The organism is Microbacterium songi (genome assembly GCF_042747925.1).
Classification (GTDB): domain Bacteria; phylum Actinomycetota; class Actinomycetes; order Actinomycetales; family Microbacteriaceae; genus Microbacterium.
In genome coordinates, this window is sequence record NZ_JBHZIE010000011.1 from 117,488 (window position 1) to 143,871 (window position 26,384).

At 71.9% G+C, this 26,384-nt stretch carries 27 protein-coding genes; 16 read left to right on the forward strand and 11 right to left on the reverse strand.

The genetic code is table 11. From position 1 onward, the window contains the following. Positions 1 to 10: 10 nt before the first annotated feature. The gene (locus tag ACFM35_RS14395) at positions 11 to 1,348 is read left to right on the forward strand and encodes an ATP-binding protein (RefSeq protein ID WP_378843249.1); all 1,338 of its coding nucleotides are present in this window, start codon (positions 11 to 13) and stop codon (positions 1,346 to 1,348) included. Position 1,349: 1 nt separating this feature from the next. Continuing rightward, a complete protein-coding gene (locus ACFM35_RS14400) occupies positions 1,350 to 2,435 on the forward strand; it encodes a tetratricopeptide repeat protein (protein WP_378843251.1) in 1,086 nt (361 codons plus the stop codon). Between the two features lie 18 nt (positions 2,436 to 2,453). Here ACFM35_RS14400 and ACFM35_RS14405 read toward each other — a convergent pair whose 3' ends face one another. After that, a complete protein-coding gene (locus ACFM35_RS14405) occupies positions 2,454 to 3,029 on the reverse strand; it encodes an HhH-GPD-type base excision DNA repair protein (protein WP_378843253.1) in 576 nt (191 codons plus the stop codon). Positions 3,030 to 3,083: 54 nt separating this feature from the next. After that, positions 3,084 to 4,403 carry a glutamyl-tRNA reductase gene (locus ACFM35_RS14410; protein ID WP_378843255.1) on the reverse strand — a complete coding sequence of 440 codons (1,320 nt, stop codon included), beginning with the start codon at positions 4,401 to 4,403 and terminating at the stop codon, positions 3,084 to 3,086. A gap of 88 nt (positions 4,404 to 4,491) precedes the next feature. Here ACFM35_RS14410 and hemE point away from each other — a divergent pair, with 88 nt between their 5' ends. From hemE to ACFM35_RS14470, 12 genes are all read left to right on the forward strand, one after another. Continuing rightward, the gene (gene hemE / locus ACFM35_RS14415; protein ID WP_378843257.1) at positions 4,492 to 5,556 is read left to right on the forward strand and encodes a uroporphyrinogen decarboxylase; all 1,065 of its coding nucleotides are present in this window, start codon (positions 4,492 to 4,494) and stop codon (positions 5,554 to 5,556) included. Beyond that, positions 5,553 to 7,172, forward strand: coding sequence for a protoporphyrinogen oxidase (gene hemG, locus ACFM35_RS14420; RefSeq protein WP_378843259.1), 1,620 nt, complete (start codon positions 5,553 to 5,555; stop codon positions 7,170 to 7,172). Before hemE ends, hemG begins: the two co-directional genes overlap by 4 nt. Before the next feature lie 98 nt (positions 7,173 to 7,270). Next, positions 7,271 to 7,663 carry a hypothetical protein gene (locus ACFM35_RS14425; RefSeq protein WP_378843261.1) on the forward strand — a complete coding sequence of 131 codons (393 nt, stop codon included), beginning with the start codon at positions 7,271 to 7,273 and terminating at the stop codon, positions 7,661 to 7,663. Position 7,664: 1 nt separating this feature from the next. Further along, positions 7,665 to 8,069, forward strand: a complete 405-nt coding sequence (locus ACFM35_RS14430; protein ID WP_378843263.1) for a phage holin family protein — start codon at positions 7,665 to 7,667, stop codon at positions 8,067 to 8,069. Continuing rightward, a complete protein-coding gene (locus ACFM35_RS14435; protein ID WP_378843265.1) occupies positions 8,056 to 8,337 on the forward strand; it encodes a hypothetical protein in 282 nt (93 codons plus the stop codon). Before ACFM35_RS14430 ends, ACFM35_RS14435 begins: the two co-directional genes overlap by 14 nt. A gap of 79 nt (positions 8,338 to 8,416) precedes the next feature. Then, positions 8,417 to 9,094 carry a hydrogen peroxide-dependent heme synthase gene (gene hemQ, locus ACFM35_RS14440; RefSeq protein ID WP_378843267.1) on the forward strand — a complete coding sequence of 226 codons (678 nt, stop codon included), beginning with the start codon at positions 8,417 to 8,419 and terminating at the stop codon, positions 9,092 to 9,094. A 73-nt stretch (positions 9,095 to 9,167) separates the two neighbouring features. Next, the gene (gene hemC, locus ACFM35_RS14445) at positions 9,168 to 10,169 is read left to right on the forward strand and encodes a hydroxymethylbilane synthase (RefSeq protein ID WP_378843269.1); all 1,002 of its coding nucleotides are present in this window, start codon (positions 9,168 to 9,170) and stop codon (positions 10,167 to 10,169) included. Beyond that, positions 10,166 to 10,966 carry a uroporphyrinogen-III synthase gene (locus tag ACFM35_RS14450; protein WP_378843271.1) on the forward strand — a complete coding sequence of 267 codons (801 nt, stop codon included), beginning with the start codon at positions 10,166 to 10,168 and terminating at the stop codon, positions 10,964 to 10,966. Before hemC ends, ACFM35_RS14450 begins: the two co-directional genes overlap by 4 nt. Further along, positions 10,963 to 11,940, forward strand: a complete 978-nt coding sequence (hemB, locus tag ACFM35_RS14455) for a porphobilinogen synthase (protein WP_378843273.1) — start codon at positions 10,963 to 10,965, stop codon at positions 11,938 to 11,940. Before ACFM35_RS14450 ends, hemB begins: the two co-directional genes overlap by 4 nt. Before the next feature lie 80 nt (positions 11,941 to 12,020). Next, a complete protein-coding gene (gene hemL, locus ACFM35_RS14460) occupies positions 12,021 to 13,346 on the forward strand; it encodes a glutamate-1-semialdehyde 2,1-aminomutase (RefSeq protein WP_378843275.1) in 1,326 nt (441 codons plus the stop codon). A gap of 62 nt (positions 13,347 to 13,408) precedes the next feature. Beyond that, positions 13,409 to 14,380 (forward strand): 2-phospho-L-lactate transferase, encoded by a 972-nt coding sequence (gene cofD, locus ACFM35_RS14465; protein ID WP_378843277.1) that lies wholly within the window; start codon positions 13,409 to 13,411, stop codon positions 14,378 to 14,380. Position 14,381: 1 nt separating this feature from the next. Then, positions 14,382 to 15,134: a sulfite exporter TauE/SafE family protein gene (locus tag ACFM35_RS14470; RefSeq protein ID WP_378843279.1), complete on the forward strand. Its 753-nt coding sequence runs from the start codon at positions 14,382 to 14,384 to the stop codon at positions 15,132 to 15,134. Between the two features lie 16 nt (positions 15,135 to 15,150). On the opposite strand, the gene ACFM35_RS14475 is transcribed toward ACFM35_RS14470, so the two are convergent. From ACFM35_RS14475 to cofG, 7 genes are all read right to left on the reverse strand, one after another. After that, complete coding sequence (locus ACFM35_RS14475; protein ID WP_378843281.1) at positions 15,151 to 15,531, reverse strand: SseB family protein; 381 nt, start codon at positions 15,529 to 15,531, stop codon at positions 15,151 to 15,153. Beyond that, positions 15,528 to 15,731, reverse strand: coding sequence for a hypothetical protein (locus ACFM35_RS14480; protein WP_378843283.1), 204 nt, complete (start codon positions 15,729 to 15,731; stop codon positions 15,528 to 15,530). Before ACFM35_RS14480 ends, ACFM35_RS14475 begins: the two co-directional genes overlap by 4 nt. Next, positions 15,731 to 17,065: a hypothetical protein gene (locus tag ACFM35_RS14485; RefSeq protein WP_378843285.1), complete on the reverse strand. Its 1,335-nt coding sequence runs from the start codon at positions 17,063 to 17,065 to the stop codon at positions 15,731 to 15,733. The genes ACFM35_RS14480 and ACFM35_RS14485 overlap by 1 nt, the downstream gene beginning before the upstream one ends. An 85-nt stretch (positions 17,066 to 17,150) precedes the next feature. Next, entirely contained in the window at positions 17,151 to 17,792 is a 642-nt protein-coding gene (cofC, locus tag ACFM35_RS14490; RefSeq protein ID WP_378843287.1) for a 2-phospho-L-lactate guanylyltransferase, read from the reverse strand. After that, positions 17,789 to 18,808, reverse strand: a complete 1,020-nt coding sequence (gene fgd, locus ACFM35_RS14495) for a glucose-6-phosphate dehydrogenase (coenzyme-F420) (RefSeq protein ID WP_378843289.1) — start codon at positions 18,806 to 18,808, stop codon at positions 17,789 to 17,791. The genes cofC and fgd overlap by 4 nt, the downstream gene beginning before the upstream one ends. Then, complete coding sequence (locus ACFM35_RS14500) at positions 18,805 to 20,316, reverse strand: flavin-containing monooxygenase (protein WP_378843290.1); 1,512 nt, start codon at positions 20,314 to 20,316, stop codon at positions 18,805 to 18,807. Before ACFM35_RS14500 ends, fgd begins: the two co-directional genes overlap by 4 nt. After that, a complete protein-coding gene (gene cofG / locus ACFM35_RS14505) occupies positions 20,313 to 22,763 on the reverse strand; it encodes a 7,8-didemethyl-8-hydroxy-5-deazariboflavin synthase CofG (protein ID WP_378843292.1) in 2,451 nt (816 codons plus the stop codon). Before cofG ends, ACFM35_RS14500 begins: the two co-directional genes overlap by 4 nt. Positions 22,764 to 22,867: 104 nt before the next feature. Here cofG and ACFM35_RS14510 point away from each other — a divergent pair, with 104 nt between their 5' ends. After that, positions 22,868 to 23,323, forward strand: a complete 456-nt coding sequence (locus tag ACFM35_RS14510) for a hypothetical protein (protein ID WP_378843294.1) — start codon at positions 22,868 to 22,870, stop codon at positions 23,321 to 23,323. A gap of 37 nt (positions 23,324 to 23,360) precedes the next feature. On the opposite strand, the gene ACFM35_RS14515 is transcribed toward ACFM35_RS14510, so the two are convergent. Together ACFM35_RS14515 and ACFM35_RS14520 are read right to left on the reverse strand one after the other, a co-directional pair. Further along, positions 23,361 to 24,176, reverse strand: coding sequence for an ABC-2 transporter permease (locus tag ACFM35_RS14515; RefSeq protein ID WP_378843296.1), 816 nt, complete (start codon positions 24,174 to 24,176; stop codon positions 23,361 to 23,363). Next, entirely contained in the window at positions 24,173 to 25,189 is a 1,017-nt protein-coding gene (locus tag ACFM35_RS14520; RefSeq protein WP_378843298.1) for an ATP-binding cassette domain-containing protein, read from the reverse strand. Before ACFM35_RS14520 ends, ACFM35_RS14515 begins: the two co-directional genes overlap by 4 nt. A 117-nt stretch (positions 25,190 to 25,306) precedes the next feature. On the opposite strand from ACFM35_RS14520, the gene ACFM35_RS14525 reads away from it, so the two are divergent. Then, positions 25,307 to 26,377 carry an enoyl-CoA hydratase/isomerase family protein gene (locus ACFM35_RS14525; RefSeq protein WP_378843300.1) on the forward strand — a complete coding sequence of 357 codons (1,071 nt, stop codon included), beginning with the start codon at positions 25,307 to 25,309 and terminating at the stop codon, positions 26,375 to 26,377. Positions 26,378 to 26,384 lie beyond the last annotated feature (7 nt).

The following is a 26,384-nucleotide window of genomic DNA, read 5'->3' on the forward strand; positions in this document are numbered from 1 at the left end:
GGAGGTACGAATGTCCGACCAGCTCCCCGAGGACGACGGCCCCGATTTCGTCTCGATCATCCGCGAGGCCGTCACCGCCGATCCGCAGAACCTCGGGCTGCGCGTCGATCTGGTCGAGCTGCTCCTCGAGTCTCAGCCCGAGGTCGCGGCCGTCGAGATCGAGACGCTCAGTCATTACGGCGCCAATCAGCAGACGGTCATGGTGCTGCGGGCGCGAGCCGCGGCGGCTCTGCTGCGGCGCCGGAACGCCTCACCCGGGGCGGACGCGGGGGGAGGGGCGGTCCAGACGCCGGATGCCCCGCCCGCCGCCCCCGCGCACCCCACGGCTCCGCCGCCGTCGTCCACGCCCGAAGCCCCGTCCGGCGCGCCCGCGGCCGAGGGCCCGCCCGCGCTCGGCGGTCCGTCGGCCGCCGAGGATCCGCGCGCCCGCATCGGCGGTGCGGTTCCCGGCGCGGAGGAGCAGCCGGTCTGGGACGTCGAACGGCCGACGATCCGGCTCGCGGACGTCGCCGGAATGGCCGAAGTGAAGCAGCATCTCGATGCGTCGTTCCTCGCCCCGATGCGCAATCCCGAGCTCGCGCGCATGTTCGGCAAGCAGCCTCGCGGCAGCCTGCTCATGTACGGCCCTCCCGGCTGCGGTAAGACGTTCATCGCCCGCGCGATCGCCGGTGAGCTCGGCGCGAGCTTCGTGCACGCGACTCTCGCCGACATCATGGGCGAGTATCGCGGGCAGGCCGAGAAGGCGATCCAGCAGCTCTTCGCGACGGCTCGGGCCGCGCGGCCGTGCGTCATCTTCTTCGACGAGTTCGACGCGATCGGCGGTCGGCGGACGTCGGGCAATTCCTTCGCGCAGGGTCTGCGGATGATCACGAGCCAGCTCCTCGAGGAGTTCGACGGTGTGGATGCCTCGAACGACGGCGTCTACGTGCTGGCGGCCACGAATCGCCCCTGGGACATCGACACGGCGCTCCGCCGCCCGGGGCGGCTCGATCGCACCGTGCTCATCCTTCCGCCGGACGCGCCCGCGCGCGAAGCGATCGTGCAGACGGGCCTGCGCGACAAGCCCGCGGCAGCCATCGACGCCGCGAGCATCGCGCAGCGGACCGAGGAGTTCTCCGGCGCCGATCTGTCGTACGTCGTCGAGACGGCCATCGAGCAGGCGTTCATGGAATCCCTGCAGTCGGGGGTGCCGCGCATGATCCGCACGTACGACCTCGAGGCCGCGGCATCCCGGATCGTCCCCTCGACGCGATCGTGGTTCGAGCAGATCAAGCCCGTGCTGGAGTACGGGGTCGACGACGGCACCTTCTCGCAGCTGCGCACGTATCTGAAGAAGCACCGGATCTGACGTGGTCGACAGCGCGGCGCACGAGCGGGCGGAGGCGTACATCGCCGCCCGACAGCTCGATCGTGCGCGCGACGAGCTGAACGCCGCGCTCCGGCAGGATCCGAACGACGGCGATGCGCTGATCATGCTGTCGCAGGTCGCGACGTTCTCGGGCGACCTCGCGGGGGCGGAGGAGATGGCGCGCCTGGCCTGCGCGATCCCCGAGCACCGCGCGTACGGCCTCGTCGCCTTCGCCCGCGTGGTCGGTGTTCGCGGCCCCGAGCGGGCACCCGAGGCGCTCGCGGCCGCCACCGAGGCGGTGAACCTCGAGCCGCAGATCTGGCAGATGCGGGCGGCGCTGGCCAGCGCGCTCGCCGACACCCGCGACTACGAGAACGCGCGGGTGCAGGCCGAAGCGGCCGTGCAGCTGGCCGGGGCCGACCCGGGGGAGCGCGCCGGGGCGCTCGTCGGGCTCGCCCGTGTGTTCGCGGCCACGCCGGGCGGCCAGCCGCGCGCGTACGCCGTGGCGACCGAAGCAGCGGCGCTGGATCCCACGAATCCGCGCATCCAGCAGCTGCTCACCGAGACCGAGTTCGGTTCGGGCAAACGCGCGGACGCCCTCGCCTCGGCGCTCGCGATCCTGCGCCAGAGCCCGACCGCCGTGCTCCCGCCGGTCATCGCGCAGTTCTCGCTCTATCTGCTGATCCGTCGTGCGGTGGGGTTCCTGCTGCTCACGTCGATCGGGGTCGCGATCGTGTTCCTCGGCTTCTTCGGCGAGGCGCTCGGCCAGTCCGCCGCCGCCCGGCTCGGCGGCGGTGCCGGTCTCGCCGCGTACGTGACCGTGCTGCTGACGACGCTCGGTCCCCTCACCGATCCGAGCATCCGGCGGCCGGTCTGGCGCTTCGGCAAGAGACGCGCGAGCGTATGGATCGCGCTGGTGCTCGTGGTGTCCGCGCTGCTCTGCTACGGCGTGCTGGCGCTGATTCTCGGCTCGTTCGCGGGGGTCGCGTTCCCGTTCGCCCTCATGCTGATCGCCTGGATCGCGCACCTCTTCGCCGCGTTCGGGCTGAGCGTGCCCGACCTCGAGAGCGTGCTCAGGCGGAGCTGACGGCGTCGCGGTCCCGAGCTAGGCCTTCGAGGCCTTGGCGGCCGCCTTCATCGCCTGCTTGTGCTCGCGCACCTTGCGCAGCGAATCCGGCGAGACGATGTCGGCGACGGATCGGAAGGATCCTTCCTCGCCGTAGGGGGCGGATGCCTCACGCCACCCCTCGCCGGTGAATCCGCACTGCTTGCCGAGAAGCGCGAGGAAGATCTTCGCCTTCTGCTCCCCGAACCCGGGGAGTGCCGTGAGCCGCTTGCGCACCTCCGGGCCGGTGGGGTCGCCCGAGGTCCACAGGGCCGCGGCATCCGACCCCCAGTCCTTCTCGATCGCGGCGCTCAGCGCCTGGACGCGCCCGGCCATCGACGAGGGATACCGGTGCACCGCCGGCGTCTCGGAGAACACCGTCGAGAGCGCGTCGGGATCGTAGCCGGCGAGGGTGGCGGCGTCGATCGCGCCCACCCGCTCGCGGATCTTCAGAGGTCCGGCGAATGCCGTCTCCATCGCCACCTGCTGATCCAGCAGCATGCCGATCAGAAGCGCCAGAGGATCCTCGGTGAGCAGTTCGTCGGCCGCTTCGTCGCCGGTGATGTGCAGGCTCATAGCTCCATCGTCGCACTTCGGCGTCGACACGGCAGGCCGACGGCCGGCCCCGGGTCAGACGGCGCGCTGGTCCGCGACAGCCGCCGCCGCACGCGCGGCGTCAGCGTCGACATCGAGCCCGAACAGTGCCGAGATCGCGGCGAACACGTCATCGCCGCGTCCCTCTTCGGCCAGCTGATGCGCACGGACCGTCGGGGTGTGCATGAGCACGCCCGCGAGATGGCGGAGCGCCTGCTCCACACTGCCGTCGTCGCCCCGCCCGCGGGCGCGGGCGATCTCGGCTTCGAGCACCGTGGACACGTGAGCGCGCAGGGCCACCACCGCGGGGGCGACGCTGCGCCGCTCGCCGGTCACGGCGAAGCGCGCGGCGGCGTCGGCCACGACGCGACGCGCGTCATCCGTCGCCTGCAGCTCCTCGACGGGCGCGTGGAGTCGGATCGTCTCGAGGTCGAGCAGGTCTGTGTCGGGGAGGCCGGCGACGTCGGGGTCGACGTTGCGGGGCAGTCCGAGGTCGATCACCAGACGGCGGCCGGCGCGCGTGGCTCCGGCGATCGCGAGCGGGCGCTCGGGTGCGCCGCCGGCCTGGAGGACCGCGGCCGAGAGCACGGGCCGTTCGACACTGGTGCACGTGATCACGAGGTCGGCGAGCGAAGCAGCGTCGGCGTAGTCGGCAGCGGCCACCGGGCGCAGTCCGTGGCGGGCGGCGAAGGCCGCCTCGCGGCCGGAGGGGGAGGCCACCGAGATGTCGGCGGCGCCGTGGTCGCGGAGCGCCGCCACGGTGGCGGCGGCGTAGGAACCGGTGCCGACGAGAAGCACCCTCAGCGTCGACCAGTCGGTGATGCGGCTGTCGGCCAGGTCGAGCGCGAGCCGCACGAGCGACCGCCCCGCCCGGGTGAGCGCCGTGGAGTTCTTCACGCCGCGCTGCGTCTCGGAGGCGCGCTGGAACAGTCGCTCGAGCTCGCGCGACGTCGTGCCCTGGGCGCGGGCCTCGAGTAGCGCCCGGCGAACCTGACCGGCGATCTCGCCCTCGCCCACGACGACGGACTCGAGACCGGATGCCACGGCGAACAGGTGCTCGGCCACCGCGCCACCCTCGATCACCTCGTACGACCCGTCGAGGTCGGTGGCGCTCACTCCCGTGGCCGACGTGATCGCGAGCAGGGTCGCCTCGACGCCGACCGCGCCCGCAGCGGTGACCGGCTCGTCCATCTCGACGTAGGCCTCGAACCGGTTGCACGTCGCCACGACGACGGCACCCTGCACGCAGTCGTCGTGCGCGGAGATGAGCGGGGCGATCGAAGCGGTGCGGGTGCTGAGCCGTTCGAGAAGCTCGAAGGAGGCGGTCTTGTGACTCGCCGTGACGCAGATCAGCACTGTGCAAGGATATCCCGCTGCGGCGCGGCCCCGCCCGAGGTCGCTTCACGTCGTGATTGTTCGCCGCGGCGGGTGGGAGAATGGACGGATGCCTGGTCCCGCCGATTCCCCGTTGATCCGCGCGCTGCGCGGCGAGCGTCAGGACCGACCTCCCGTCTGGTTCATGAGGCAGGCCGGACGGTCGCTGCCGGAGTACCGCGAGCTGCGCGTCGGCACGCGCATGCTGGATGCGTGCCTGGACCCCGCGCTCGCGGCCGAGATCACGCTCCAGCCCGTGCGCCGGCACCACGTCGACGCCGCGGTGTTCTTCAGCGACATCGTCGTGCCGCTGAAGCTGGCGGGCGTCGCGGTCGAGATCGAGCCCGGACGCGGACCCGTGTTCGCCGATCCGATCCGCACGGCCTCCGACGTGAAGCGACTCACCCGCACGCCTCCGGCGGTGATCACCGACGCGTCCGGGCCGATCCGCGAGGCCGTCGGCATCGTCGCCGCCGAACTCGGCGACACCCCGATCATCGGCTTCGCGGGTGCGCCGTTCACCCTCGCGGCCTACCTCATCGAGGGTGGACCGTCCAAGGAGCACCTCCGCGCCCGGGCGATGATGCACGCCGATCCGGCGTCCTGGCATCTGCTCGCGACGTGGCTGGCCGAGGTCGCCGAGGTCTTCCTCGACGCGCAGGTGACGGGCGGAGCATCCGCGGTGCAGCTCTTCGACTCCTGGGCCGGGTCGCTCTCGCCCGCCGACTACCGCGAATACGTCGCGCCGCACTCCCGGCAGGCGCTCGGCGCACGCACCGGCGACGGGTCGAGCGAACTCACGGTGCCGCGCATCCATTTCGGCATCGGCACGGGTCCGATCCTCGACGACATGCGCCTGGACGGCCTGGCCGACGCGGTCGGCGTCGACTGGCGACTGCCGCTCGATGAGGCGGCGGCCGTCCTCGGCCCCGACACGACCGTGCAGGGCAACATCGATCCTGCTCTGCTGCAGGCGCCGTGGCCGGTCCTCGCCGCGCACGTGACCGACGTCATCGAGCGCGGGCGGGCGGCGCGGGCGCACATCCTCAACCTCGGCCACGGGGTCCCCCCTGAGACCGACCCCGAGGTGCTGACGCGCATCGTGGCGCTCGCGCACGGGGAGGACGTGGCGTGACGTCCGAAAGCGCGGCGGGGGCTTCGCCTCAGCCCCGGCCGATCAGCGACCTCGCCGCCCAGGCGCGCGACAGCCACGTCGTCGTGGTCGGGGGCGGAATGGCGGGTCTCGTCGTCGCGATGGAGTGCGCGAAGGTCGGAATTCCGGTGACCGTACTCGAAGCATCTGATCGCGTCGGGGGGGTGCTGCGCACGGCTGAGGTCGCCGGCATCCTGGTCGACGCCGGCGCCGAGAGCTACGCCACCCGTGGCGGAACGGTCCGCGCATTGGTCGGGGAGCTCGGCATGGCCGACGCCGTCGTCGCTCCGAACGCCGGGCGGGCCTGGGTCGCGGGTGTGCCGGGAGTGGGCGCCGCGCCGCTGCCGGCCGGGGGTGTGCTCGGCATCCCCGAGAATCCGTTCGCGCCGGACGTCCGTCGCGTGATCGGGTGGAGCGGCGCGTGGCGCGCCTACGTCGACCGTCTGCGACCGCCCCTGACGATCGGTCGCGAGCAGAGTCTGGGTGCGCTGGTGCGCTCCCGCATGGGCGTCCGGGTCGTCGATCGTCTCGTGGCCCCCGTCACCGCCGGGGTGTACTCGTCGCGTCCCGACGAGATCGACGTCGACCTCGCGGCCCCGGGTCTGAGCGCGGCCCTCACCCGCACCGGCTCGCTCTCTGGCGCGGTCGCCCAGCTCACGGCAGCCCGTGTGTCGCCGGCGACCGATGCCGCGCAGCCCGCGGTGATCACCGGCCCGGATGCCGCGAAGGCGCCGGGTGGCGCCGTCGAGGGCATCGCGGGGGGGATGGCGAGGCTTCCCGCCGCGATCCGCGCGCGCATCGAAGAACTCGGCGGACGTGTCGAGACCCGCAGCCCGGTCTCGGCGATCACGCGCGCGGACGGCGGGTGGGCGATCACGGTCAGGACGGCCGCCGCCGACGTGGCCGACGCGTCCGGCCCGGCCGATGAGTCCGGAGCCGCAGGGCCGGGCGACCGCGTCCTCACCGCGACGGCGGTCGTGGTCGCCGCACCGGAGCGCGTGGCGCGCGACCTCCTGGCTCCGCTCGTGCCCGGGCTCGAGCCCGGCGGGACCGGAGCCGACGAACCCACCGACGCCCCGGTGATCGAGCTGATCACGCTCGTGCTCGACGCCCCGGCGCTGGACGCACGGCCCCGCGGCACCGGCGTGCTCACGGTGCCCGGCTCGTTCCGGGCGAAGGCGCTGACGCACTCCACGGCGAAGTGGGCATGGGTGGCCGAGGCGGCGCACGGCGCGCACATCGTGCGCGTCTCCTTCGGCACGCAGGGGGAGCGGCCCGCGACCTCGGGGATGGACGACGCGGATGCCGCGGCTCTCGCGCTGGCCGAGGCATCCGCTCTGCTGGGTGTCCCCCTCACCAGGGCGCAGCTGCGCGGTGCGCACCGCGAGCGGTACACGCAGTCGCAGCCGGCGTCGGTGATCGGACGTGCCGCACGCAGCGCCGCCGCCCGGTCCGCGATCCACGGGGTGCCGGGGCTTGCCGCCACCGGGGCGTGGCTCGCCGGGACGGGACTGGCGCAGGTCGTGCCCGACGCCGTCCGCGAGGCGGAGCGCGTGCGCCGCGGAGCGCTGTTCGGCGCCGTCCCGGCGGAGGACTGACCGCTGCCACCCCGGTTGTCAAGCGCGGATGCCCGATTCGGCATACAGGGCTACCCTGGGGAGCAGACCAGCAGTGTCATCCAGCGTGAGGAGACCCCATGAGGGGCAAACTAGGACTCGTCGTCGGTATCGGTGTGGGCTACGTGCTCGGCACCCGGGCCGGTCGTGAGCGGTACGAGCAGATCAAGACCCAGGCGGAGAAGGTCTGGAACCTCGAGCCCGTCCAGAAGCAGGTCGGCAAGGCGACGGACTTCGCGAAGTCGAGCGTCATGGCCCTCCCGAGCACGATCTGGGACAGCGCCGTCAAGGTGACCAACGCCGTCAAGGGCAAGGACACAGCCGGTGAGAAGCTCGATGCGGCGATCCGCACGGGCAAGAGCTCGGTCAACCGCGTCTCGAAGGCCGCCGACACGTCGGCAGGAGCGGTGAAGGATGCCGCGGACCACGCCATCGACGACATCGCCGACGCCGCCGGGCGAAACGGGAAGTGACATGACGACGCCTCGTGGATTCCGCGATCGCGCCGACGACAGCCTGCTGACCCTGGTCGGGGAGATCCCCGAGCTGGTCCGCAACCTGATCGTCGCCGAGATCGACGGGGCGAAAGGGTGGCTCAAGCGCACCGCGAAGGACGCCGGGATCGGTGCCGGGTGGTTCGTCGGCGCCTTGTTCGTGCTGTTCTGGTCGATCCCGGTGCTGCTGGCGTTCATCATCGCCGGGCTCTCATCGTGGTGGCCGGTGTGGCTGTCGGCGGTCGTGGTCTTCGGTGTCATGATCCTCGTCGTGGCGGTGCTCGCCCTGCTCGGCCTTCTGCGGTTCCGCAAGGTGGGCAAGGACAAGAACCCGGTCGAATCCATCAGCGAAGACATCAGAGAGGTGCGCAATGAGCTCGTCTAACGCCCCGGTGCCCGTGCCGCGCACGGCCGTCGCGCTGGGGATCGCAGATCCCGTCGAGCAGGCGCGTGCCGAGCTGAAGGCGGCGCTGGCCGCGATCGAGGTCAAGGCGAACGTCCCGCAGCGCGTCGCCGACGTCGCCGACCTGCGCATCGGCCAGGCCCGCGACTTCTCCCGCAAGAACCCCACGGCCACGGCCGCGATCGTCGTCGCCGGTGCCGCAGCGGTCGGCACGATCGTCTGGGCCCTCGTGCGCGCGTACACGCGCTGAATCCGAGTCCATCCACGAATCCACGTCGTCCGAGGACGGCGTGCGAGCCGCGCCCGACGTGGCGGGGGAGACTGTAGTCATGGCTTCCGACGCAGAGATGACCTCGACCGCTTACACGCTGTGGGCGGTGTTCCGCAGAGACCCCGCCCGGGCAGTCGCCGAATCCGACGAGACCGAACTCGCCGACATCGTCCGGCTGATCGAGGACAGCGGCGTCACGGTACGCGGGTTCTACGACGTCAGCGGCCTTCGCGCCGACGCCGACCTCATGGTCTGGCTGTACGGCGCGAACGCCGACGATCTGCAGCGCGACCTCCGGCGTCTGCGCCGCACCGAGCTCCTGCGGCATCTCCTGCCGGTCTGGAACGCGATGGGCGTCCACCGCGACGCGGAGTTCAACCGCTCCCACGTGCCGGGTTTCCTGCGCGGCATCGCACCCAAGACGTGGCTGTGCGTGTACCCGTTCGTGCGCAGCTACGAGTGGTACCTCCTTCCCGAGGAGGAGCGTCGCCGCATGCTCGCCGAGCACGGGCGTCAGGGTGCGGCCTTCACCGGGGTGACGGCCAACACCGTCGCGAGTTTCGCGCTCGGCGACTACGAATGGATCCTTCCGCTCGAGTCCGAGGACCTCACCGACCTCGTCGACATGATGCGCGACCTGCGCTACACCGACGCGCGTCGTCATGTGCGCGAAGAGGTCCCGTTCTACACCGGCCGCCGCCTGGAGCTCCGCGAGGTCGCCGAGGTGCTGCAGTGATCGACGCGGGGGTCACCGCATCCCTCGCCGCGGCACCCCGTCCAGGGACGGACGCGCCCCGCGCGGTGCGCTCATGACCGGCGTCGCGCTCCGGCTCGGCACCCGGCGCAGCGCCCTCGCCCTGGCGCAGTCGCAGCAGGTGGCCGACGCGCTGGCCGCGGCATCCGGTCGTCCGGTGCACCTGGTCCCGATCGTCTCGGAGGGTGACGTCACCCGTGCCTCGCTCGCGTCGCTGGGTGGCACCGGGGTGTTCGCCACTCGACTCCGCGAAGCACTGCTGGCGGGGGAGTGCGATCTGCTCGTGCACTCGCTCAAAGACCTGCCGACCGCACAGCCCGAGGGTCTGGTGATCGCCGCGACCCCGGTGCGCGCCGACGCTCGCGACGTCGTCGTGACGAAGAACGGCACGCCGCTGCAGTCGCTCTCGTCGGGCGCGACGGTGGGAACCGGCTCTCCGCGCCGTGTGGCGCAGGTGCGGCGACGGAACCCGCGCGTGGACGTGCGCGACCTGCGCGGCAACGTGGATTCCCGCCTGGGGCGCGTGCGCGACGGTGAGCTCGACGCGGTGGTGCTGGCGGCGGCGGGCCTGGCCCGTCTCGACCCCGATGACGGCGGACTGCAGCGCGAGGCGCTGGGCCTGACGGAGTGGCCGACGGCCCCTGGCCAGGGCGCGCTCGCGATCGAGACGCGCGAGGACGCGGAGGCCGACCTCCGCGCCGCGATCGCGCTGCTGGAGGACGACGCCACGCGCATCGCGGTCACCGCCGAACGGGCGGTCCTCGCGACGCTCGAGGCCGGATGCCACGCGCCGGTCGGGGTCTACGCCGACATCGCCGACGGCGACCTGCGCATCCGTGCCGTCGTCTACGAACTCGACGGTTCGCACCGCATCGCGCTGGACCGAACGATCCGATTGACGCCGGGGTATGCTCGAGACAAGGGCAGCGGCAATGGTGCGGATGCTGCCGACGACGCGAACCCGATCGCTCGTGCTGCGCGCGCCGGGTCTGAAGTCGCTCGTCGGCTGCTCGAACGCGGGGCGGCCGACGTGGTAACACGAGAGTCGACCCAATGAACACTTCCCCTATCGCCACGACACCCAAGCCGCTCGCCGGCTGGCGGGTGCTTGTGCCGCGCGGCGGTCCATGGGGCGACAGCGTCGCCGCCACCCTCCGATCCCGGGGCGCCACCCCGGTGGTCGCCCCTCTCATCAACTTCGCCCCCACGAACGACCAGGCCGCCCTCGACGAGGCGCTGGCCGATCTCGCGGCCGGGGCGTTCCAGTGGCTCACCGTCACGAGCGCCACGACCGCAGACGTCCTGTACGCCTACCGGGCGACCGTCCCCCCGCACACGCGGCTCGCGGCGGTCGGCGAGACCACGGCCGCCGCCCTGCAGTCGATGGGCTACCGGGTCGATCTGATCCCCGAGCAGGACAACTCCGCGGCGGGCATGGCGGAACAGCTCATCGCCATCGAGCCCGAGCCGCGCGACATCCTGACGCTCCGCAGCGAGATCGCCAAGCCGGTGCTCACGCGCATGCTGATCGAGGCGGGGCACCGCGTGCGCAGCGTCGTGGCGTACCGGACCGTCGGGGTGCCGGTCACCGACAAGATCGCCGAGGACGTGCGCAGCGGCCGCATCAACGCGATCCTCGTGACGAGCGGATCGGTCGCGGAGCAGGTGCAGGAGCAGTTCCCCGAGATCCCCGAGTCGACCGTGATCGCGGCCATCGGCCCGCGCACCGCGAAAGACGCCAAGCGCGCGGGTCTGCCGGTCGATGTGGTGGCCGACCGCCAGACCGTCGACTCGCTCATCGAAGCCGTGTCGCACTTCGCGCTGCCCCACGCGTCCGACGAGTTCTCCCGGTGAGCTTCCCCGTCCACCGGCCGCGTCGGCTGCGGCAGACCCCCGCGCTGCGCGCGCTCATGCGTGAGACGCGCATCGCCCCCGCCCAGCTCGTCCTGCCCCTGTTCGTCCGCGAGGGGATACCCGATCCGGCGCCGATCTCGTCGATGCCCGGCGTCGTGCAGCACACGGTCGACTCGCTCAAGGCTGCGGTGACGGATGCCGCGGCCGCCGGAATCGGCGGGGTCATGCTGTTCGGCGTGCCCACCGTGCGCGACGCCCGTGGATCGGGGGCGGACGATCCCCGCGGCATCCTGAACATCGCGACGCGGGCCGTGGCCGACGAGATCGGCGACGCGCTCGTGGTGCAGACCGACCTCTGCCTCGACGAGTTCACCGATCACGGTCACTGCGGCGTGCTCACGGCCGGCGGCGCGGTCGACAACGACGCGACCCTCGAGCGCTATGCGGCGATGGCGCTCGCGCAGGCCAGGGCGGGCTCGGCGATGCTCGGGCTCTCCGGCATGATGGACGGCCAGACCGGGCACGTGCGGGCGGCGCTCGATGCCGAAGGCTTCAGCGACACGATGATCCTGGCCTACTCGGCGAAATACGCGGGGGCGTTCTACGGCCCCTTCCGCGAAGCCGTCGACTCCCAGCTCCAGGGCGATCGCCGCACGTATCAGCTCGACCCCGGCAACGCGCGCGAAGGTCTCCGCGAGGCGCTCCTCGATGTCGAGGAGGGCGCCGACGTCGTCATGGTCAAGCCGGCGCTGCCGTACCTCGATGTGCTGGCCGATGTGCGCGCCGCCGTCGACGTCCCGGTCTGGGCCTACCAGGTGTCGGGAGAGTTCGCGATGGTGGAAGCGGCTGCGGCGAACGGATGGATCGATCGCCGCGGCGCGATCCTCGAGTCGCTTCTGGCGATCCGCCGTGCCGGTGCCGACGCCGTGCTGAGCTACTGGGCGGTCGAGGCCGCCGGCTGGCTGCGCGAGTAGCAGACGCGGACGATGCCGATCTTCTGCCGCGGTGGGCAGAGGCGCAGACTGAATCCCGAACATCGAAGGAGCCGAGCCACGTGACCGATCGCAACGACGAACTGTTCGCCGAAGCGCGCGGGGTGATCCCCGGCGGCGTCAACTCGCCCGTGCGCGCCTACGGGTCGGTGGGCGGGTCGCCGCGGTTCCTCGCCTCCGCGCGCGGACCGTACGTGACCGATGTCGCGGGCCGGGAGTACGTCGACCTCGTCGCCTCATGGGGCCCTGCGCTGCTCGGGCACGCGCGCCCCGAGATCGTCGCGGCCGTGCAGGACGCGGCATCCCGCGGCCTGTCCTTCGGCGCCCCGACCGAGGGTGAAGTGCAGCTGGCCGAGCTCATCGCCGGCCGGGTGGCCGTGGGCGAAGCGCGGCCGATCGAACGCGTCCGGCTGGTGTCGACCGGCACGGAGGCGACGATGACCGCGATCCGCCTCGCACGCGGCTTCACCGGCCGCGACCTGCTGGTCAAATTCGCCGGGCACTACCACGGACACTCCGACGGCCTGCTGGCGGCCGCCGGCTCGGGCGTCGCGACGCTCGCGCTGCCCGACTCCGCGGGTGTGCCCGCACCGGTCGCCGCTCAGACGCTGGTCATCGGGTACAACGACCTCGACGCCGTCCGTGAGGTCTTCGCGGTGCACGGCGACCGCATCGCCGCGGTCATCACCGAGGCCGCCGCCGCGAACATGGGTGTCGTGGCGCCGCTCCCCGGCTTCAACGCCGCGCTCGCCGACATCGCGCACGAGCACGGTGCCCTCCTGATCAGTGATGAGGTGCTCACGGGGTTCCGCGTGCACCCGGCCGGCTACTGGGGCCTCCAGCACGAGGCGGGGGAGCGCTACACCCCCGACCTGTTCACGTTCGGCAAGGTCGTCGGCGGCGGAATGCCGCTGGCAGCCCTCGGTGGTCGCGGCGACGTCATGGACTTCCTCGCCCCGGTGGGGCCGGTCTATCAGGCCGGCACGCTGTCGGGCAATCCGCTCTCGGTCGCGGCCGGTCTGGCCACTCTCCGGCTCGCGACGCCCGAGGTGTACGCGAAAGTGGATGCCGCGGCATCCGTCGTCGCCTCCGCACTGTCGGACGCGCTGTCGGCGGCGGGCGTCGTGCATTCGGTCCCCCGTGCCGGCTCGCTGTTCGGGCTGGCGTTCCTGCCGTCATCGCCGCGCACGTACGCTGAGGCCCTGACGCAGGAGTCGTGGCGGTATCCGCCGTTCTTCCACGCGATGCTCGACGCGGGGGTCTCGTTGCCGCCGAGCGTGTTCGAGGCGTGGTTCCTGACGGCCGCGCACGACGAGCGGGCCCTGTCTCGGGTGCTGGACGCGCTTCCCGCCGCGGCTCGCGCCGCAGCGGCTGCCGTCGCTCCCTGACCGTCCCGGGAGTGCCCTCCCGACGGACCGCAGCGCCCGTCGGCCCGGCCTAGGCTGGAGGGATGAGTTCTTCGCCGCGCGTCGTCGTCCTCGCCGGCGGGGTCGGCGGGGCCAAGTTCACGCTCGGTGTGCGCGCGGCCCTCGCCCGGCGCGGCGCCCCCGAGGCCACGGTGGTCGTCAACACCGGTGACGACCTCTGGCTGAGCGGGGTGAGGCTGCAGCCCGACGTCGATTCGATCGTCTACGCCCTCGCCGGGCAGAACGACACACAGCGCGGCTGGGGACGGGCGGGCGACACCGAACGCGTCAACCATGAGCTCCAGGCCTGGGGCGCGGGCTGGCCGTGGTTCACACTGGGCGATCTCGACCTCGGGACGCACCTGGCGCGCACCGGCTGGCTGCGCGACGGCCTGACCCCGACGCAGGTCATCGGCCGGATGTCGCGGCGATGGCCGCTCGGAGTGCATCTCCTCCCCATGACCGATACCGAGGCCGACACGATCGTCGTACTGTGCGACGGCAGACGGATGCACTTCCAGGAGTGGTGGACGCGCCACCGGGCCGCGCTCCAGCCCGCCGCGTTCGAGAACCCCGGCATCGGCGACGCCGCACCCGCCCCGGGTGTCGCCGAGGCGATCGCCGGCGCCGACGTCGTGCTGCTCGGTCCCTCCAACCCCGTCGTCTCTCTCGGTCCGATCCTCGCGGTCCCGGGTATGCGTGCGGCGCTCGCCTCCACCTCCGCGCCCGTCGTCGGTGTGGCACCGATCATCGGCGGCCGGGTCGTCCGCGGCATGGCCGACGTCTGCCTCGCGGCGATCGGCGTCGAGACCTCCGCGTCGGCCGTGGCGGCGCACTACGGCGCGCGCGCCGACGGCGGCCTGCTGGACGCGTGGCTCCTGGCCGAGGAGGACGGCGCACTGGCCCCCGAGGTCGCCGGGCGGGGCATCCGGCCGATCGTCACTCCGCTGTGGATGACGGATGCCGCGGCCTCCGCCGACATCGTCGACGCTGCGCTCGACGCGGTCGGCGTCTGACGTGCCCGAGCTGACCGCGGTCGCGTGGCTGCTGCTGGCGATCGCAGCCTTCACCGTCGGGGTGTCCAAGACCGCACTGCCGGGCGCGACGATCCTGTCGGTGGCGATCTTCGCGGCCCTTCTGCCGGCGCGGCAGTCCACCGGTGCACTGCTGCTGCTGCTGATCGTGGCCGACGTGTTCGCCGTCCTCACCTATCGTCGCCACGCGAACTGGCCGGTGCTGCTGCGACTCGCCCCCGCGGTGCTGGTCGGTGTGGTGCTGGGCGTCGTGTTCCTCGCGTTCACGCCCGATCAGTGGGTGAAGCGCATCATCGGCGTGATCCTCCTCGTGCTCATCGCGATCACGCTGTTCCGGCGCCGCGTGCAGGCGCGCGTGCAGGAGCAGGCGCAGATCGGCGGCCGGCAGCGGGTCGCCGCGGCCACGTACGGCACGCTCGGCGGCTTCACCACGATGGTCGCCAACGCCGGTGGCCCCGTGATGTCGATGTACTTCCTCGCGGCGCGATTCGAAGTGAAGGAGTTCCTCGGCACCGCCGCGTGGTTCTTCGCCCTCGTCAACCTCACGAAGGTGCCGTTCTCGGTCGGCCTCGGCCTGATCACCGTCCCCGAGGTGCTCATGGACCTCGCACTCGTGCCCGCGGTGGTGGCGGGCGCGCTGCTCGGCCGGTGGCTCGCCGGTCGTATCGACCAGAAGCTCTTCGAGCGGCTGGTGATCATCCTGACGATCGTCGGCGCGGTCTACCTGCTGGTCTGATCCGTGCGCGGCCCGCTCAGGACGCGATCTCCTGCCGGAACGCGGCGAGACCCTCGGGCGCGATGTCGAATCCGAGCGCGGCGCCGGGATTGACGACCAGACCCTCGCTCGCGGGGATCGTCCGCAGGAGGTCCTCACCCGAGAAGGCGACCACGAACGGTGCGAGTTCACCGAGCGTCGAGGCCGCATCCGGCGACGTGAAGGCGGCCAGCATCCGCGTCTCGCCGTTCTGGTAGTACACCGGGCGCATCCCCGCGCGATCCGGCCCCGGGTCGGCTCCGCTGGGTACGTAGATCGTCGAGGCGGCCAGCGTCCAGAGCACGGACTGCATGGTCAGCGCGCGGTCGCGCGCCTTCGCGATCGCTCGGTCGAGGAGGGGCACGTCGGTCGTGGTCATGCGGACACCTGTTCCGGGAAGCGTTCGTGGGCCTGTGCAGCGGTGACGGGATGCAGTGAGTGGCTGTCGCCGACCCACCAGGTCTCGCAGACCCGGCAGCGGTAGAGCAGATCGGTGGGAGTCGTCGCGATGACGAAGGTCGGCTCCCCGCCGGAGGAGAAGCCCTCGTGGCAGACCGGGCATCCGAGTTCGAAGGTCATCAGTAGCGCCTCACCACGACCCACGACCCGTCCTCGAGGTGTGTCAGCACCGCGCCGCCCGGGACCGCGTTGCCACCCGGCACCAGCGTCTCCCGCGTCTGATTGAGAAGGTACGACCCGTTGCCGGTGTTGACGGCGGTGTGACCATACGTCGAGCCGAGGTTGGTCGGGTCTTCGTAGAAGTGCGGCCACCCGCCGGAATCGGCGAGGGTCGGCCGTCGGAGCACGGCGGGGTCCACGGGGAAATGCACGGCATAGACGTCGCCGCCGTTGAGGTGGGCGTTCTGCACGGTGGGCGCCATGCCCGTCTCCCGCGCCGCCTGCGCGACCGAGCCGATCTGCGCGGCATCCTCTGTGGGCATCGCCCAGACGTCGGAGTTCGGCCCACCCAATGTGGCACCCGATCGGTCGTAGAGCGGGGCGATCTGATCGCCGAAGACCGAGCTGTGGTACCCGTTGTCGATCATGAGCTGCAGTTCGTCGTCCGAGAGCGGATGACCGATCGATGCCGGCAGCCCCGGTGCGTCGTGCGGTACGGCCACGTCCGTCCCGGGCGTCCGCGGAGCCGACGGCGGTCCACCGCGCAGCACGCTCGCGAACAGCTCGTCGGCCTGAGAAAGCAGCACCTTCAGCTCGTCGAGCAGCTTCGACAGCGACTTCACCGATCGGATGAGTGTCGTGACCTTCGAACCGACGGTCGCCGCCAGGGACGACACGCGCGTCGTGACCTGCGACACGATCCAGGGCGTCGCCAGACCGAGGGAGAAGACGGCTTCGGCAGCCCACGAGATCGCTGATCCGACCAGCTGCGAGATCACGTCGCGGACGAGATCGTGCACGACCTGCACGATCGTCGAGGCGATGCTCAGGCCGGTCGACATCGCGCCCGCCCAGCTCGCGGCGCCGGTGATGTGCCCCGCCGCATCCTGCTGGAATCGGCGGTAGGCGTCCATCGCCTCGCCGTGGAGGTCATCGACATCGGCGAGCACCCGCGTCAGCTCATCGCCGGACGCCTGCAGCTGCGCCTGGATGTTCGCCCACGTCTGCGCGAAGGCGGCCACTTCGCCGGCGTCGCCCGTCAGATCGTTGAACCAGCCTTTCAAGGGTTCGAAGTGGTCGATCAGCCAGCCGAGCCCGGCTCCGATGAGCGAGCCGAGGGGATCCATCACGGTCGCCGCCGTGTCGAGCGCGACGCCGAGAGCGGCGACACCGCCCTCCACCCAGCTGCCCGAGTCGATGGCGGCGGCGAGCTGCGTGCCCGAATCGAGCAGGCCGGCACCCGAGAACGGGGTGGCCGTGTCGATCGGTGCCGCGACGAGGGGATTGTCGGTCATGCGCGCGCACCGTGCTGGAGAAGGAACATCGCGTTCAGCCTAATGCGGGCGTGGTCGAAGCAGTCGACGGTACGGTCCGCATCGCCTACACGGCCCTCCGCGCGCCGCCGAGTGCGCGGGCCGTCCGCTCGCCGAGGCCGGTGAGCGCCGCCTCGTCGAGCTGATCGGCGGTGTCGACGTCGCGACGAAGGGTCGAGGCATCCGGCACCTGCAGCGGGACGCACCCGAGCGCGACGTGCCGCGCGAAGGAGTCCTGGCCGAACGCGGACGTCCACGGCGCACCCGGACGGGCGGTCACCAGGGTCGACCCCGTGCCCTCCGCGTCGGCGACGACACCATGATCGACCGCGGAGGCCGCGACAAGCGCGGCGCCGAGGTCCTCGGACCGGAGCGCCGGGAGGTCTCCGAGGAGCGCCGCGCGAGGCATCCGTTCGCCCGCCGCCGCGGCACCCGCAGCCACCGCTTCGTCGATCCCGCGAGCATCGCCCTCGGCGACGAACCGCAGCCCGGGGATGTCGGCGGCGAGCAGGGGCAACGAGGCGTCCTCTGTGACGACGAGCACCTGCGCCACCTCGGCGCATGCGGCCGCCGCCGCGATCGTGTCGAGGGCGATCGCGCGGGCGAGGGTGATGCGGCCGATCTCGTCGAGACCGTCCACGCGCAGCCGCGACTTGCCGCGGTCGGCCGGCTTCACGGGGATGACGACGGCCCAGCCGACGCCGGTCACTCCCCGAAGCGCGCGCGCAGGCGCGGCAGGATCTCGGCGCCGTACATCCGGAGGAACTCCTCCTGGTCGTGGCCGGGGTCGTGGAACACCAGATGGCGGAAACCGAGGTCGACGTACTGGGCGATGCGCTCCACGTGCTCGTCGGGATCGGTCGAGACGATGAAGCGCTTGGCGACGCGCTCGATCGGCAGTTCGTCGGCCAGTCGCTGCATCTCGATCGGGTCGTGCACGCCCATCTTCTCGTCGGCTGACAGTGCGAGCGGTGCCCAGAACCGGGTCTTCTCGAGGGCGACCTCCTGGTCGGGGTGGTACGAGACCTTCACTTCCATGAGGGTGTCGATCGACCCCTCGGCGCGTCCGGCCTTCGACAGGCCTTCGGCCAGCGCGGGGAGCAGCGTGTCGGTGTAGAGCGCAGGGTCCTTCCCGCTCGTGGTGATGAAGCCGTCGGCGATGCGACCGGCCAGACGGGTCGCCGCCGGGCCCGCGGCGCCGATGTAGATCGGCACCTTCGAGTCGGCGGGCGGCCGGTCGTAGATCGTCGCATCCTTGACCGAGTAGTACGTGCCGTCGAACGTGACGCGTTCGTCGTCCCACAGCTTCTCGATGAGGGTGATCGCCTCTTTGAGACGCTGGAAGCGCTCGGGCGGGTCCGGCCATTCGAGACCGAGCGTCACCTCGTTGAGCGCCTCACCGGTTCCGACGCCGAGGATGACGCGGTTCGGGTAGAGGACGCCCAGCGTCGCGAACATCTGGGCGACGACGCCCGGATGGTAGCGGAAGGTCGGTGTCAGCACCGATGTGCCCATGATGATCTTCGACGTGCGGGCACCGAGCGCGCCGAGCCACGGCACGGCCGCCGGGGCGTGGCCGCCGTCGTGCATCCACGGCTGCAGGTGGTCGGAGACGAACACCGAGTCGAAGCCCATCTCCTCGGCGAGTACGCCGAACTCCAGCAGCTCGGTGGGTCCGAACTGCTCGGCCGAGGCCTTGTAGCCGAATCGCAGCGGTACGGTCATGTCTGTTCTCCCGTTCGTGTGGATGTTCCGTCGTGCAGGGTGCCGCTGACGGTGGCGGCCGCGAATTCGGACCCGTCCGCGCGCGCCAGCCGCGCACGGAAGGCATCGACCGTGCCCGGCCACAGCAGGGTGAGTCGACCGGATCGCTCGTCGACGTACCAGTTGCGGCATCCGCCGGTCATCCACGGGGTCTCGCGCGCGGCACGCGCGATCTCTGCGGAGTAGGCGGCCTCGGCCTCGGGGCGCACGCGCAGCACGGCGCGGTCCTCGCCGCGGAGAGCCAGCGCCCGCACCGTGTACGCCGCCTGCTCCTCGACCATGAGCACGGACGAATTGTGTCCGAGCGACGCATTGGGTCCGTTCAGGACGAACAGATTCGGGAAGCCGGTCACCACGGTCGACCCGAACGACGTCATCCCCTCGGCCCAGTGCTGGTCGAGCGTCCGCCCGTCCTCGCCGTGCACGAGGGCGGCGTAGGGCTGCTGCGTCGAGGCGAACCCGGTCGCGAGCACGAGGACGTCGGCGTCGTACCGCGCGCCGCTCGACGCGACGAGCGCCGATCCTTCCACGGCCGCGAGAGCCGAGGGCTCGAGTGTCACCGCATCGGAGGCGACCGCCGGGTAGAACTCGTCGGAGAGCAGCACGCGCTTGCACCCGAAGGCGTAGTCCGGAGTCAGCGCGGCGCGCAGTGCGGGGTCGCCGATCTGACCGGCCAGGTGCTGTTCGGCCGTTCGCCGGGCGATGACGGATGCCGCGGCATCGCCTGATCGCGACGCGAACCGGGCCTCGCCCTCGGTGTACAGCTCAGCCCGCAGTCGATCGAGCTCCTCCGGGTACGCGGTGAATGCCGCGCGCTCCGCCTCCGAGTAGGGGCGTGCGCCGCGGGGGACGATCCAGGCGGGTGTCCGCTGGAAGAGGGTGACGTGGGCGGCGGTCCGGGCGAGCTCGGGAACCAGCTGGATCGCGCTCGCGCCGGTGCCGACGACCGCCACGCGGGCGCCCTCGAGGTCGACGGAGTGGTCCCAGCGCGAGGAGTGGAACAGCGGGCCGTCGAAGCCTGCGAGCCCGTCGATCTCGGGGACCACCGGTTCGGTCAGCCGTCCGCACGCGAGCACGAGCACGTCCGCGTGGAGTTCTCCCGGCTCGGCGCCGCCGGTCTCGAGCCGCCAGACGCCGTCCTCCCAGCGCGCCGAGCGCAGCGAGGTCTGCAGGCGCAGCCGCTCGCCGAGATGCTCGCGGTCGGCGACGTCCTCGAGGTATCGGTGGATCTCGTCTCCCCGCGCATACACGCCCGACCAGTCGGGGTTGGGGTGCGCGGCGAAGCCGTACAGGTGGCTGGGTACATCGCACGCGACACCGGGATACGTGTTGTCGCGCCAGGTGCCGCCGACGGATGCCGCGCGCTCGAGCACCACGAAGGAGTCACGGCCGGCACGCCGCAGGGCCATCGCCATCCCGAGTCCGGCGAACCCGGCGCCGATGACGGCGACCTCGACCCGTTCGGTCATCGGCGGTGCTCCGCGTCGGGGGTCGGCTCCCGGTAGTCGGTCGTCCGCAGGCGGAACGGCCGGAACAGGCCCGCGGCGAGGCGCGCGGCATCCGACGCAGGCAGCTCCTGTCCGTGCTCGACGCCCGCATCGGGTCGCACGCGTCCGTCGAGGAGCGCACCACCGAGGTCGTCGCCTCCGGCGCGCAGCAGCTCGGCGGCCTGGCTACGGCCGACGCGGGTCCAGGGGATCTGAATGTGCGGGATGCTCCCGGACAGCAGGAGGCGCGAGACCGCGACCATCGCGCGGTGCTCGTCGAGCGGGGCGCGTCCGGGAACGAGCGGCACGCCGCCCGCAGGCCCGGGGAGCGGGATCGGCACGAACTCGGTGAAGCCTCGCGTCTCGTCCTGGATCGACCGCAGCAGGCGCAGATGGGCGATGCGCTCCGCGGCGGTCTCCACGTGTCCGTAGAAGAGCACCGACGTCGATCGCAGACCGGCGCGGTGCGCGGCGATGATCCCCTCGATCCAGCGGTCGATCTCCAGATCGTCGGGTGCGATCCGTCGGCGCACCCGCTCGCTGAGGACCTTGACCCCGGTGCCGGGCATCGTGTCGACGCCCGCATCCCGGAGCGCGTGCAGCGTCTCCACCAGATCGGCGCCGGTGCGATCGGCGAGATCGCGCACGTCCTGCGGCCGGTACGCGTGCACGTGCAGACGCGGCGCGGCCTCGGAGATCGCGCGGATGATGTCGATGTAGGCCGAGGGGTCTTCGGACGCCGCCACCCGCCCCTGCACGCAGATCTCGGTCGCTCCCAGCTCGGCGGCGTCGGCGGCGATCGCACGCACATCGTCGAGGTCGAACGTCCCCTCGGACAGACCCGCCCCCACCGTGCGGAACCCCGACGAGGTGAGATTGCGGTTGACGACCAGACTGACCGCCTCGCCGACGGTGTAGCGGCGCACGTCGTCCCCGGCCGCGGTGAGTGCGGCGAGATCGTCTCCCGTCGCGCGCAGCAGCGCGGCCCAATCGCCGTCGTCCAGCGCCGCCGGGTCGGCGGCAGCGGCCTCCGCGAGACCGGCGACTCCGGAGTCGCGTGCAGAACTCCTCACATTCGCCGCCGTCCCCCGCGAATCGGTCGCATCCGTCGGGGCGCCGACGGTTTCCGAGGAGTTCCGCGCGGCGGTGTCGCGACCGGTCGGGTGCACGTCGCGCGCGAGTCCCGTCGAGGGGTCGGCCAGAGCGGCCACGGCGTCATGCAGACCCGGATCGATCCAGGTCGCGGCATCCTGCACGTACTCGGGCTGCGCGGTCAGTCGCTCGTGCAGCGTGAAGCCCATCGCCGCGGTGCGCTCGGCGAGCTCCGACAGATGCGGCCAGGGGCGCTCGGGATTCACATGGTCCGCGGTCAGCGGCGACACCCCGCCCCAGTCGTCGGCGCCCGCCTGCACCAGCAGGTCGAATTCGGCCGGATCCGAGAGGTTGGGCGGCACCTGGATCCGCATGAGGGGGCCCATCACGAGCCGGGCGACGGCGACGGCTGCCACGTACTCGAGGACCGAGGCATCCGGCGCGGACTGCATCGCCGTGCGGGGCTTCGCGCGGAAGTTCTGCACGATCACCTCCTGCACGTGGCCCTGCGTGCGACCCGCATGCACGACAGCGTGTCGCACGTGCGCGTCGCGGATCGCGACGAGCGACTCGGCACGGTCGCGCTGCGTCTCGCCGATCCCCACGAGGATGCCCGTCGTGAACGGCACGCGGGCGCGCCCGGCGTCGTCGATGACAGCCAGCCGCAGGGCGGGGTCCTTGTCGGGTGAGCCGTAGTGCACCTCGCCGGGCTCCTCGAAGAGCCGCCGCGACGTCGTCTCGAGCATCATCCCCATCGACGGAGCGACGTGCCGCATCGCCGTGAGCTCGTCGAAGGTCATCACGCCGGGATTCGCGTGCGCCAGCATCCCGGTCTCCGCGGTGATGAGGCGCGCCATCGCCGCCACGTACTCGAGTGTCGAGGCGTAGCCGTGCTCGTCGAGCCACGCGCGCGCTTCCGGCCAGCGGTCCTCGGGGCGATCGCCGAGCGTCAGCAGCGCCTCCTTGCAGTCCATCGCGGCCGCCTGGCGCGCGACCATCAGCACTTGCTCGGGCGACATGAACGCCGGCTTGTGCAGCTTGAGCAGCTGGCCGGGGGTGTCCACGAACACGCAGTAGTGGCAGCGATCGCGGCACAGGGTGGTGAGCGGGAGGAACGCCTTGCGCGAGTAGGTGATGACCGCGGAACGCCCGGATGCCTCGAGCCCCGCATCGCGCAGAGCTCCGGCACGCCGCAGCAGGCGGTCGAAGTCCGCGCCGGTCGCGGACAGCAGCGCCTCGGCGTCGACCCCGTCGATCGGGACACCGGCGTCGAGGCGATCCCAGACCGGACGCAGGTCAGCCACGGGCGCCCTGCGGTCGGGATCGGTGAGAGTCATCGATCCAGTCTTGCACCGTCGTCGAGCCGACGGCGCACACGATCGTTGCCGGTCCGTAAGCAAACCTCCAGGTGGAGAGCAGGCGCCGCTGGCAGACTGGGGGCATGGTGACCCTCCTGCTCGACTCCGCGCACCTCGAAGTCGTGCTGTCGCGGATCGAGCGGACACTCGCATTCCGCAAGGGGAATGTCATGGTCGACCGCGCGCAGATCGAGAAGGTGCAGCTCACCGACGACGCGTGGACGTGGCTGCGCGGGGTGCCCAGCCCCGGCACGCACGTGCGCGGCACGATCGCGATGGGCAGCTGGAAGGCCTCGGGCAGCACGGACTTCGCCCTCATCCGCCGCCACAACCCCGGTGTCGTGATCGACCTGCGGGGTCACGACGAGTTCCAGCGCATCGTGCTGTCTACCCGTCACGGACTCGCGCTCGTGCAGGCGCTCCGACGGGACGCCGGCGCCGAGGCCGCCGACGTCGCGGACATCGCCGCCGATGCGCCCGCCCCGACGCCGGTGTCGAAACGCCGACGGCGCGCCCCACGGCCGGCACCCGCCGTCTGATCCCGACTGTCGCACGCGAGCTGCGCTCGGCGGCGGATCAGGCCACGTCGCGGCGCCAGCTGATCAGGGCGCCCAGCACCAGCAGCACGACGGCGTAGGCGAGCAGGACGAGCCCGCCGCCCCACCACGAGAGGCCGTCGTCGCCCGACACGGTGGTTCCGCCGAAGATACTGGCCCCCACGAGGGCGTCGCTCGCGGCGCCCGGCAGCAGCCGCGTGATGTCGGCCAGACCGTCGACGAACGATGCGGCGACCCGGCCGATCGGCTCGATGAACTGCGTGAACACCAGCACGCCGACGATCGCGCCGACCTGGTTGCGCACGAGGGCGCCGACCCCGATGCCCACGAGCACCCACAGGACGAAGGCGAGGACCATCCGTCCGAGCAGCGCCCAGGTGTCACTCGAGGAGAGGTCGGTGTCGAGCCCGTATCCGGCGAGGAAGCCGGCGGCGGGTGCCACCGAGGCCACGATGCCGATGACGGCGTACAGGACGCCGAGCACCACGCCGATGAGGATCTTCGCCCACAGGACCGTGGTGCGCTGCGGTGTCGCGAGGAACGTCGGCGTGAGGGTCTTGTGCCGGAACTCGGCCGTGACCATGAGCGTTCCGATCAGGAGCGGGAACACGTAGCCGACCGATGCGGCGGTGCTGTACAGCGTCGCCGAGATCCCCTCGATGGGCGCCTGGGGGCCTTCGCCGCCGAGCGCGCCGGTGGCCGAGGCCGAGAGGACGAACCCCAGGGCGGATGCGGTGAAGGCGACGTAGACGAACAGGACGATGGCGAGGATCCACCACATCGACGTCGAGAACTGCTTCGTGGATTCTGCGCGGGTCGCGCCGGCGAGGCTCATCGGCCCGTCCCCTCGTCGTCGGTCGGCGCTTCGTCCTGGTGTGCCGCGACAGCCGGCTGCGGGGCACTTGTTCCGGCACCGGCCTGGGCGCTCGCCCCGGTTCCGGCACTCCCGTGCACCCGCGTCCCGTCGACCAGCTCGAGGAAGACCTCTTCGAGAGCCGGCCCGCGGCGGTGCAGCGACGACAGCGCGATCCCGGCGCCGGCGGCGACCTCACCCACACGCACGGTGTCGGCGTGCCGCACGGTGAGCCCCGAGCGCAGCACTTCGAAGGCGAGGCCCGCGCGTTCGAGGGCGCCGATCAAGGCGTCTCGGTCGGGGGCGTCGACGACGGTGGAGTACTCCGACGGATCGATGAGGTCATCGAGCGAGCCCTGGAAGACGAGTCGCCCGCGGGCGATGACCAGCAGGGCATCCACGGTCTGCTGCACCTCCGACAGCAGATGAGACGAGATCAGCACGGTGCGCCCCTGCCGGGCGAGATCGCGGAGGAAGCCACGGATCCATTTGATGCCCTCGGGGTCCAGGCCGTTGGTCGGCTCGTCGAGCACCAGCACACCGGGGTCGCCGAGCAGCGCGTAGGCCAGCCCCAGTCGCTGGCGCATCCCGAGCGAGAACCCGCCGACCTTGCGGCCCGCGGCGTCGGCGAGGCCGACCGCGCCGAGCGCCTCGTCCACGCGGGACGTCGGCAGATCGGCCGCCTGCGCGTAGACCTTGAGATGATTCGCCGCCGATCGCCCGGGGTGGAAGCTGGAGGCCTCGAGCACCGCGCCGACCGTCTGCAGGGGGTGCGCCAGCGAACGGTAGGCGCTTCCGCCGATCGTGGCGGTGCCCTCGTCAGCGCGGATCAGGCCCAGCAGCGTCCGCAGGGTCGTGGTCTTGCCCGCGCCGTTGGGGCCGAGGAATCCCGTCACCATTCCGGGTTCCACCCGTGCCGAGAAGCCGGCGACGGCCGCGACGGACCCGAACCGTTTCGTCAGGTTCGAGAATTCGAGCACCTGTCCGTCGGGCATTGAGACCTCTCCTCGTTGCGGGGCGTTTGTCCCATTGTCCCGGAAAGTGGCGATCAGCCGGAATCGAGCGGCGGCGCGACCCGGGCTGCTCGAGGGTGCGACGGTAACGTGTCGAGGGTGAGCGACCCCCTCGACCCGACCGAACCGCGCGTCCTGCGCCGCACAGACGCGGGCGTCGGCCGGCTGACCCTCAACCGACCGCGCGCGATCAACGCCCTCGACTTCGGGATGATCGAGCTGATGGCCGCCGCCCTCGATGCGTGGGAGCACGACCCCGACATCGACATCGTGGTGCTCGACGGGGCCGGCGATCGCGGCCTGTGCGCGGGGGGCGACGTCCGCGGCCTCTACGAGCAGATCACCGGGGGCCGCACCGAGGAGACGTCGGTGTTCTTCCGCGCCGAGTACGCCCTGAACGCCCGCATCGCGGAGTATCCCAAGCCCATCGTCGCGATCGCCGATGGCATCACCATGGGCGGCGGGATCGGGCTCGCCGGCCACGCCTCGGTGCGCGTCGTCACCGAACGCTCCCGTCTCGCCATGCCCGAGACCCGCATCGGATTCACCCCGGACGTCGGCGGCACCTGGCTGCTCGCCCACGCGCCGGGTCGCGTGGGCGAGTACCTCGCGCTCACGGGATCGACGATGGATGCCTCGGACGCGATCTACGCCGGGGTGGCAGACCACCTCGTGCCGTCGGCGAACCTGACCGACCTGCGCGAAGCGCTCAGCTCGCGCGCAGACCCCGCGACGCCGACCGAGCTGGTCCTGCTGTTCGACGAGACCCCGGCTCCCTCGCGTCTCGAGGGCGCGCGAGCGTGGATCGACGACGCGTTCGCGGCGGACACCGTCGGCGAGATCGTGCAGCGGCTTCGCGCGCGCGCCGAGCCCGAGGCATCCGCGACGGCCGACCTGCTCGGCGAGCTCGCGCCCACCGCGCTCGCCGTGACGCTGGAGGCCGTGCGCAGGGCGCGCGCCCTGCCCGACCTCCGCGCCGATCTCGCCCAGGAGTACGGTCTCGTACTGTGGTTCGCCACGACGCACCCCGACCTCGTCGAGGGCATCCGCGCGCAGCTCGTCGACAAGGACCGCTCCCCGCGTTGGCAGCCGTCGACGATCGCGGAACTCGCCCCGGATGCCGCGGCCGACGCCTTCGCGTACGAGCCGAAGATCCCCCTCTGGGGCTGATGCGGAC

Bases quoted from the DNA above. Each gene is read 5' to 3' on its own strand.
- ACFM35_RS14395 (WP_378843249.1), top strand. From the start codon at position 11: ATGTCCGACCAGCTCCCCGAGGACGACGGCCCCGATTTCGTCTCGATC.
- ACFM35_RS14405 (WP_378843253.1), bottom strand. From the start codon at position 3,029: ATGAGCCTGCACATCACCGGCGACGAAGCGGCCGACGAACTGCTCACC.
- hemE (WP_378843257.1), top strand. From the start codon at position 4,492: ATGCCTGGTCCCGCCGATTCCCCGTTGATCCGCGCGCTGCGCGGCGAG.
- ACFM35_RS14425 (WP_378843261.1), top strand. From the start codon at position 7,271: ATGAGGGGCAAACTAGGACTCGTCGTCGGTATCGGTGTGGGCTACGTG.
- ACFM35_RS14430 (WP_378843263.1), top strand. From the start codon at position 7,665: ATGACGACGCCTCGTGGATTCCGCGATCGCGCCGACGACAGCCTGCTG.
- ACFM35_RS14435 (WP_378843265.1), top strand. From the start codon at position 8,056: ATGAGCTCGTCTAACGCCCCGGTGCCCGTGCCGCGCACGGCCGTCGCG.
- hemQ (WP_378843267.1), top strand. From the start codon at position 8,417: ATGGCTTCCGACGCAGAGATGACCTCGACCGCTTACACGCTGTGGGCG.
- hemC (WP_378843269.1), top strand. From the start codon at position 9,168: ATGACCGGCGTCGCGCTCCGGCTCGGCACCCGGCGCAGCGCCCTCGCC.
- ACFM35_RS14450 (WP_378843271.1), top strand. From the start codon at position 10,166: ATGAACACTTCCCCTATCGCCACGACACCCAAGCCGCTCGCCGGCTGG.
- cofD (WP_378843277.1), top strand. From the start codon at position 13,409: ATGAGTTCTTCGCCGCGCGTCGTCGTCCTCGCCGGCGGGGTCGGCGGG.
- ACFM35_RS14475 (WP_378843281.1), bottom strand. From the start codon at position 15,531: ATGACCACGACCGACGTGCCCCTCCTCGACCGAGCGATCGCGAAGGCG.
- ACFM35_RS14480 (WP_378843283.1), bottom strand. From the start codon at position 15,731: ATGACCTTCGAACTCGGATGCCCGGTCTGCCACGAGGGCTTCTCCTCC.
- ACFM35_RS14485 (WP_378843285.1), bottom strand. From the start codon at position 17,065: ATGACCGACAATCCCCTCGTCGCGGCACCGATCGACACGGCCACCCCG.
- fgd (WP_378843289.1), bottom strand. From the start codon at position 18,808: ATGACCGTACCGCTGCGATTCGGCTACAAGGCCTCGGCCGAGCAGTTC.
- ACFM35_RS14500 (WP_378843290.1), bottom strand. From the start codon at position 20,316: ATGACCGAACGGGTCGAGGTCGCCGTCATCGGCGCCGGGTTCGCCGGA.
- cofG (WP_378843292.1), bottom strand. From the start codon at position 22,763: ATGACTCTCACCGATCCCGACCGCAGGGCGCCCGTGGCTGACCTGCGT.
- ACFM35_RS14510 (WP_378843294.1), top strand. From the start codon at position 22,868: ATGGTGACCCTCCTGCTCGACTCCGCGCACCTCGAAGTCGTGCTGTCG.
- ACFM35_RS14515 (WP_378843296.1), bottom strand. From the start codon at position 24,176: ATGAGCCTCGCCGGCGCGACCCGCGCAGAATCCACGAAGCAGTTCTCG.
- ACFM35_RS14520 (WP_378843298.1), bottom strand. From the start codon at position 25,189: ATGCCCGACGGACAGGTGCTCGAATTCTCGAACCTGACGAAACGGTTC.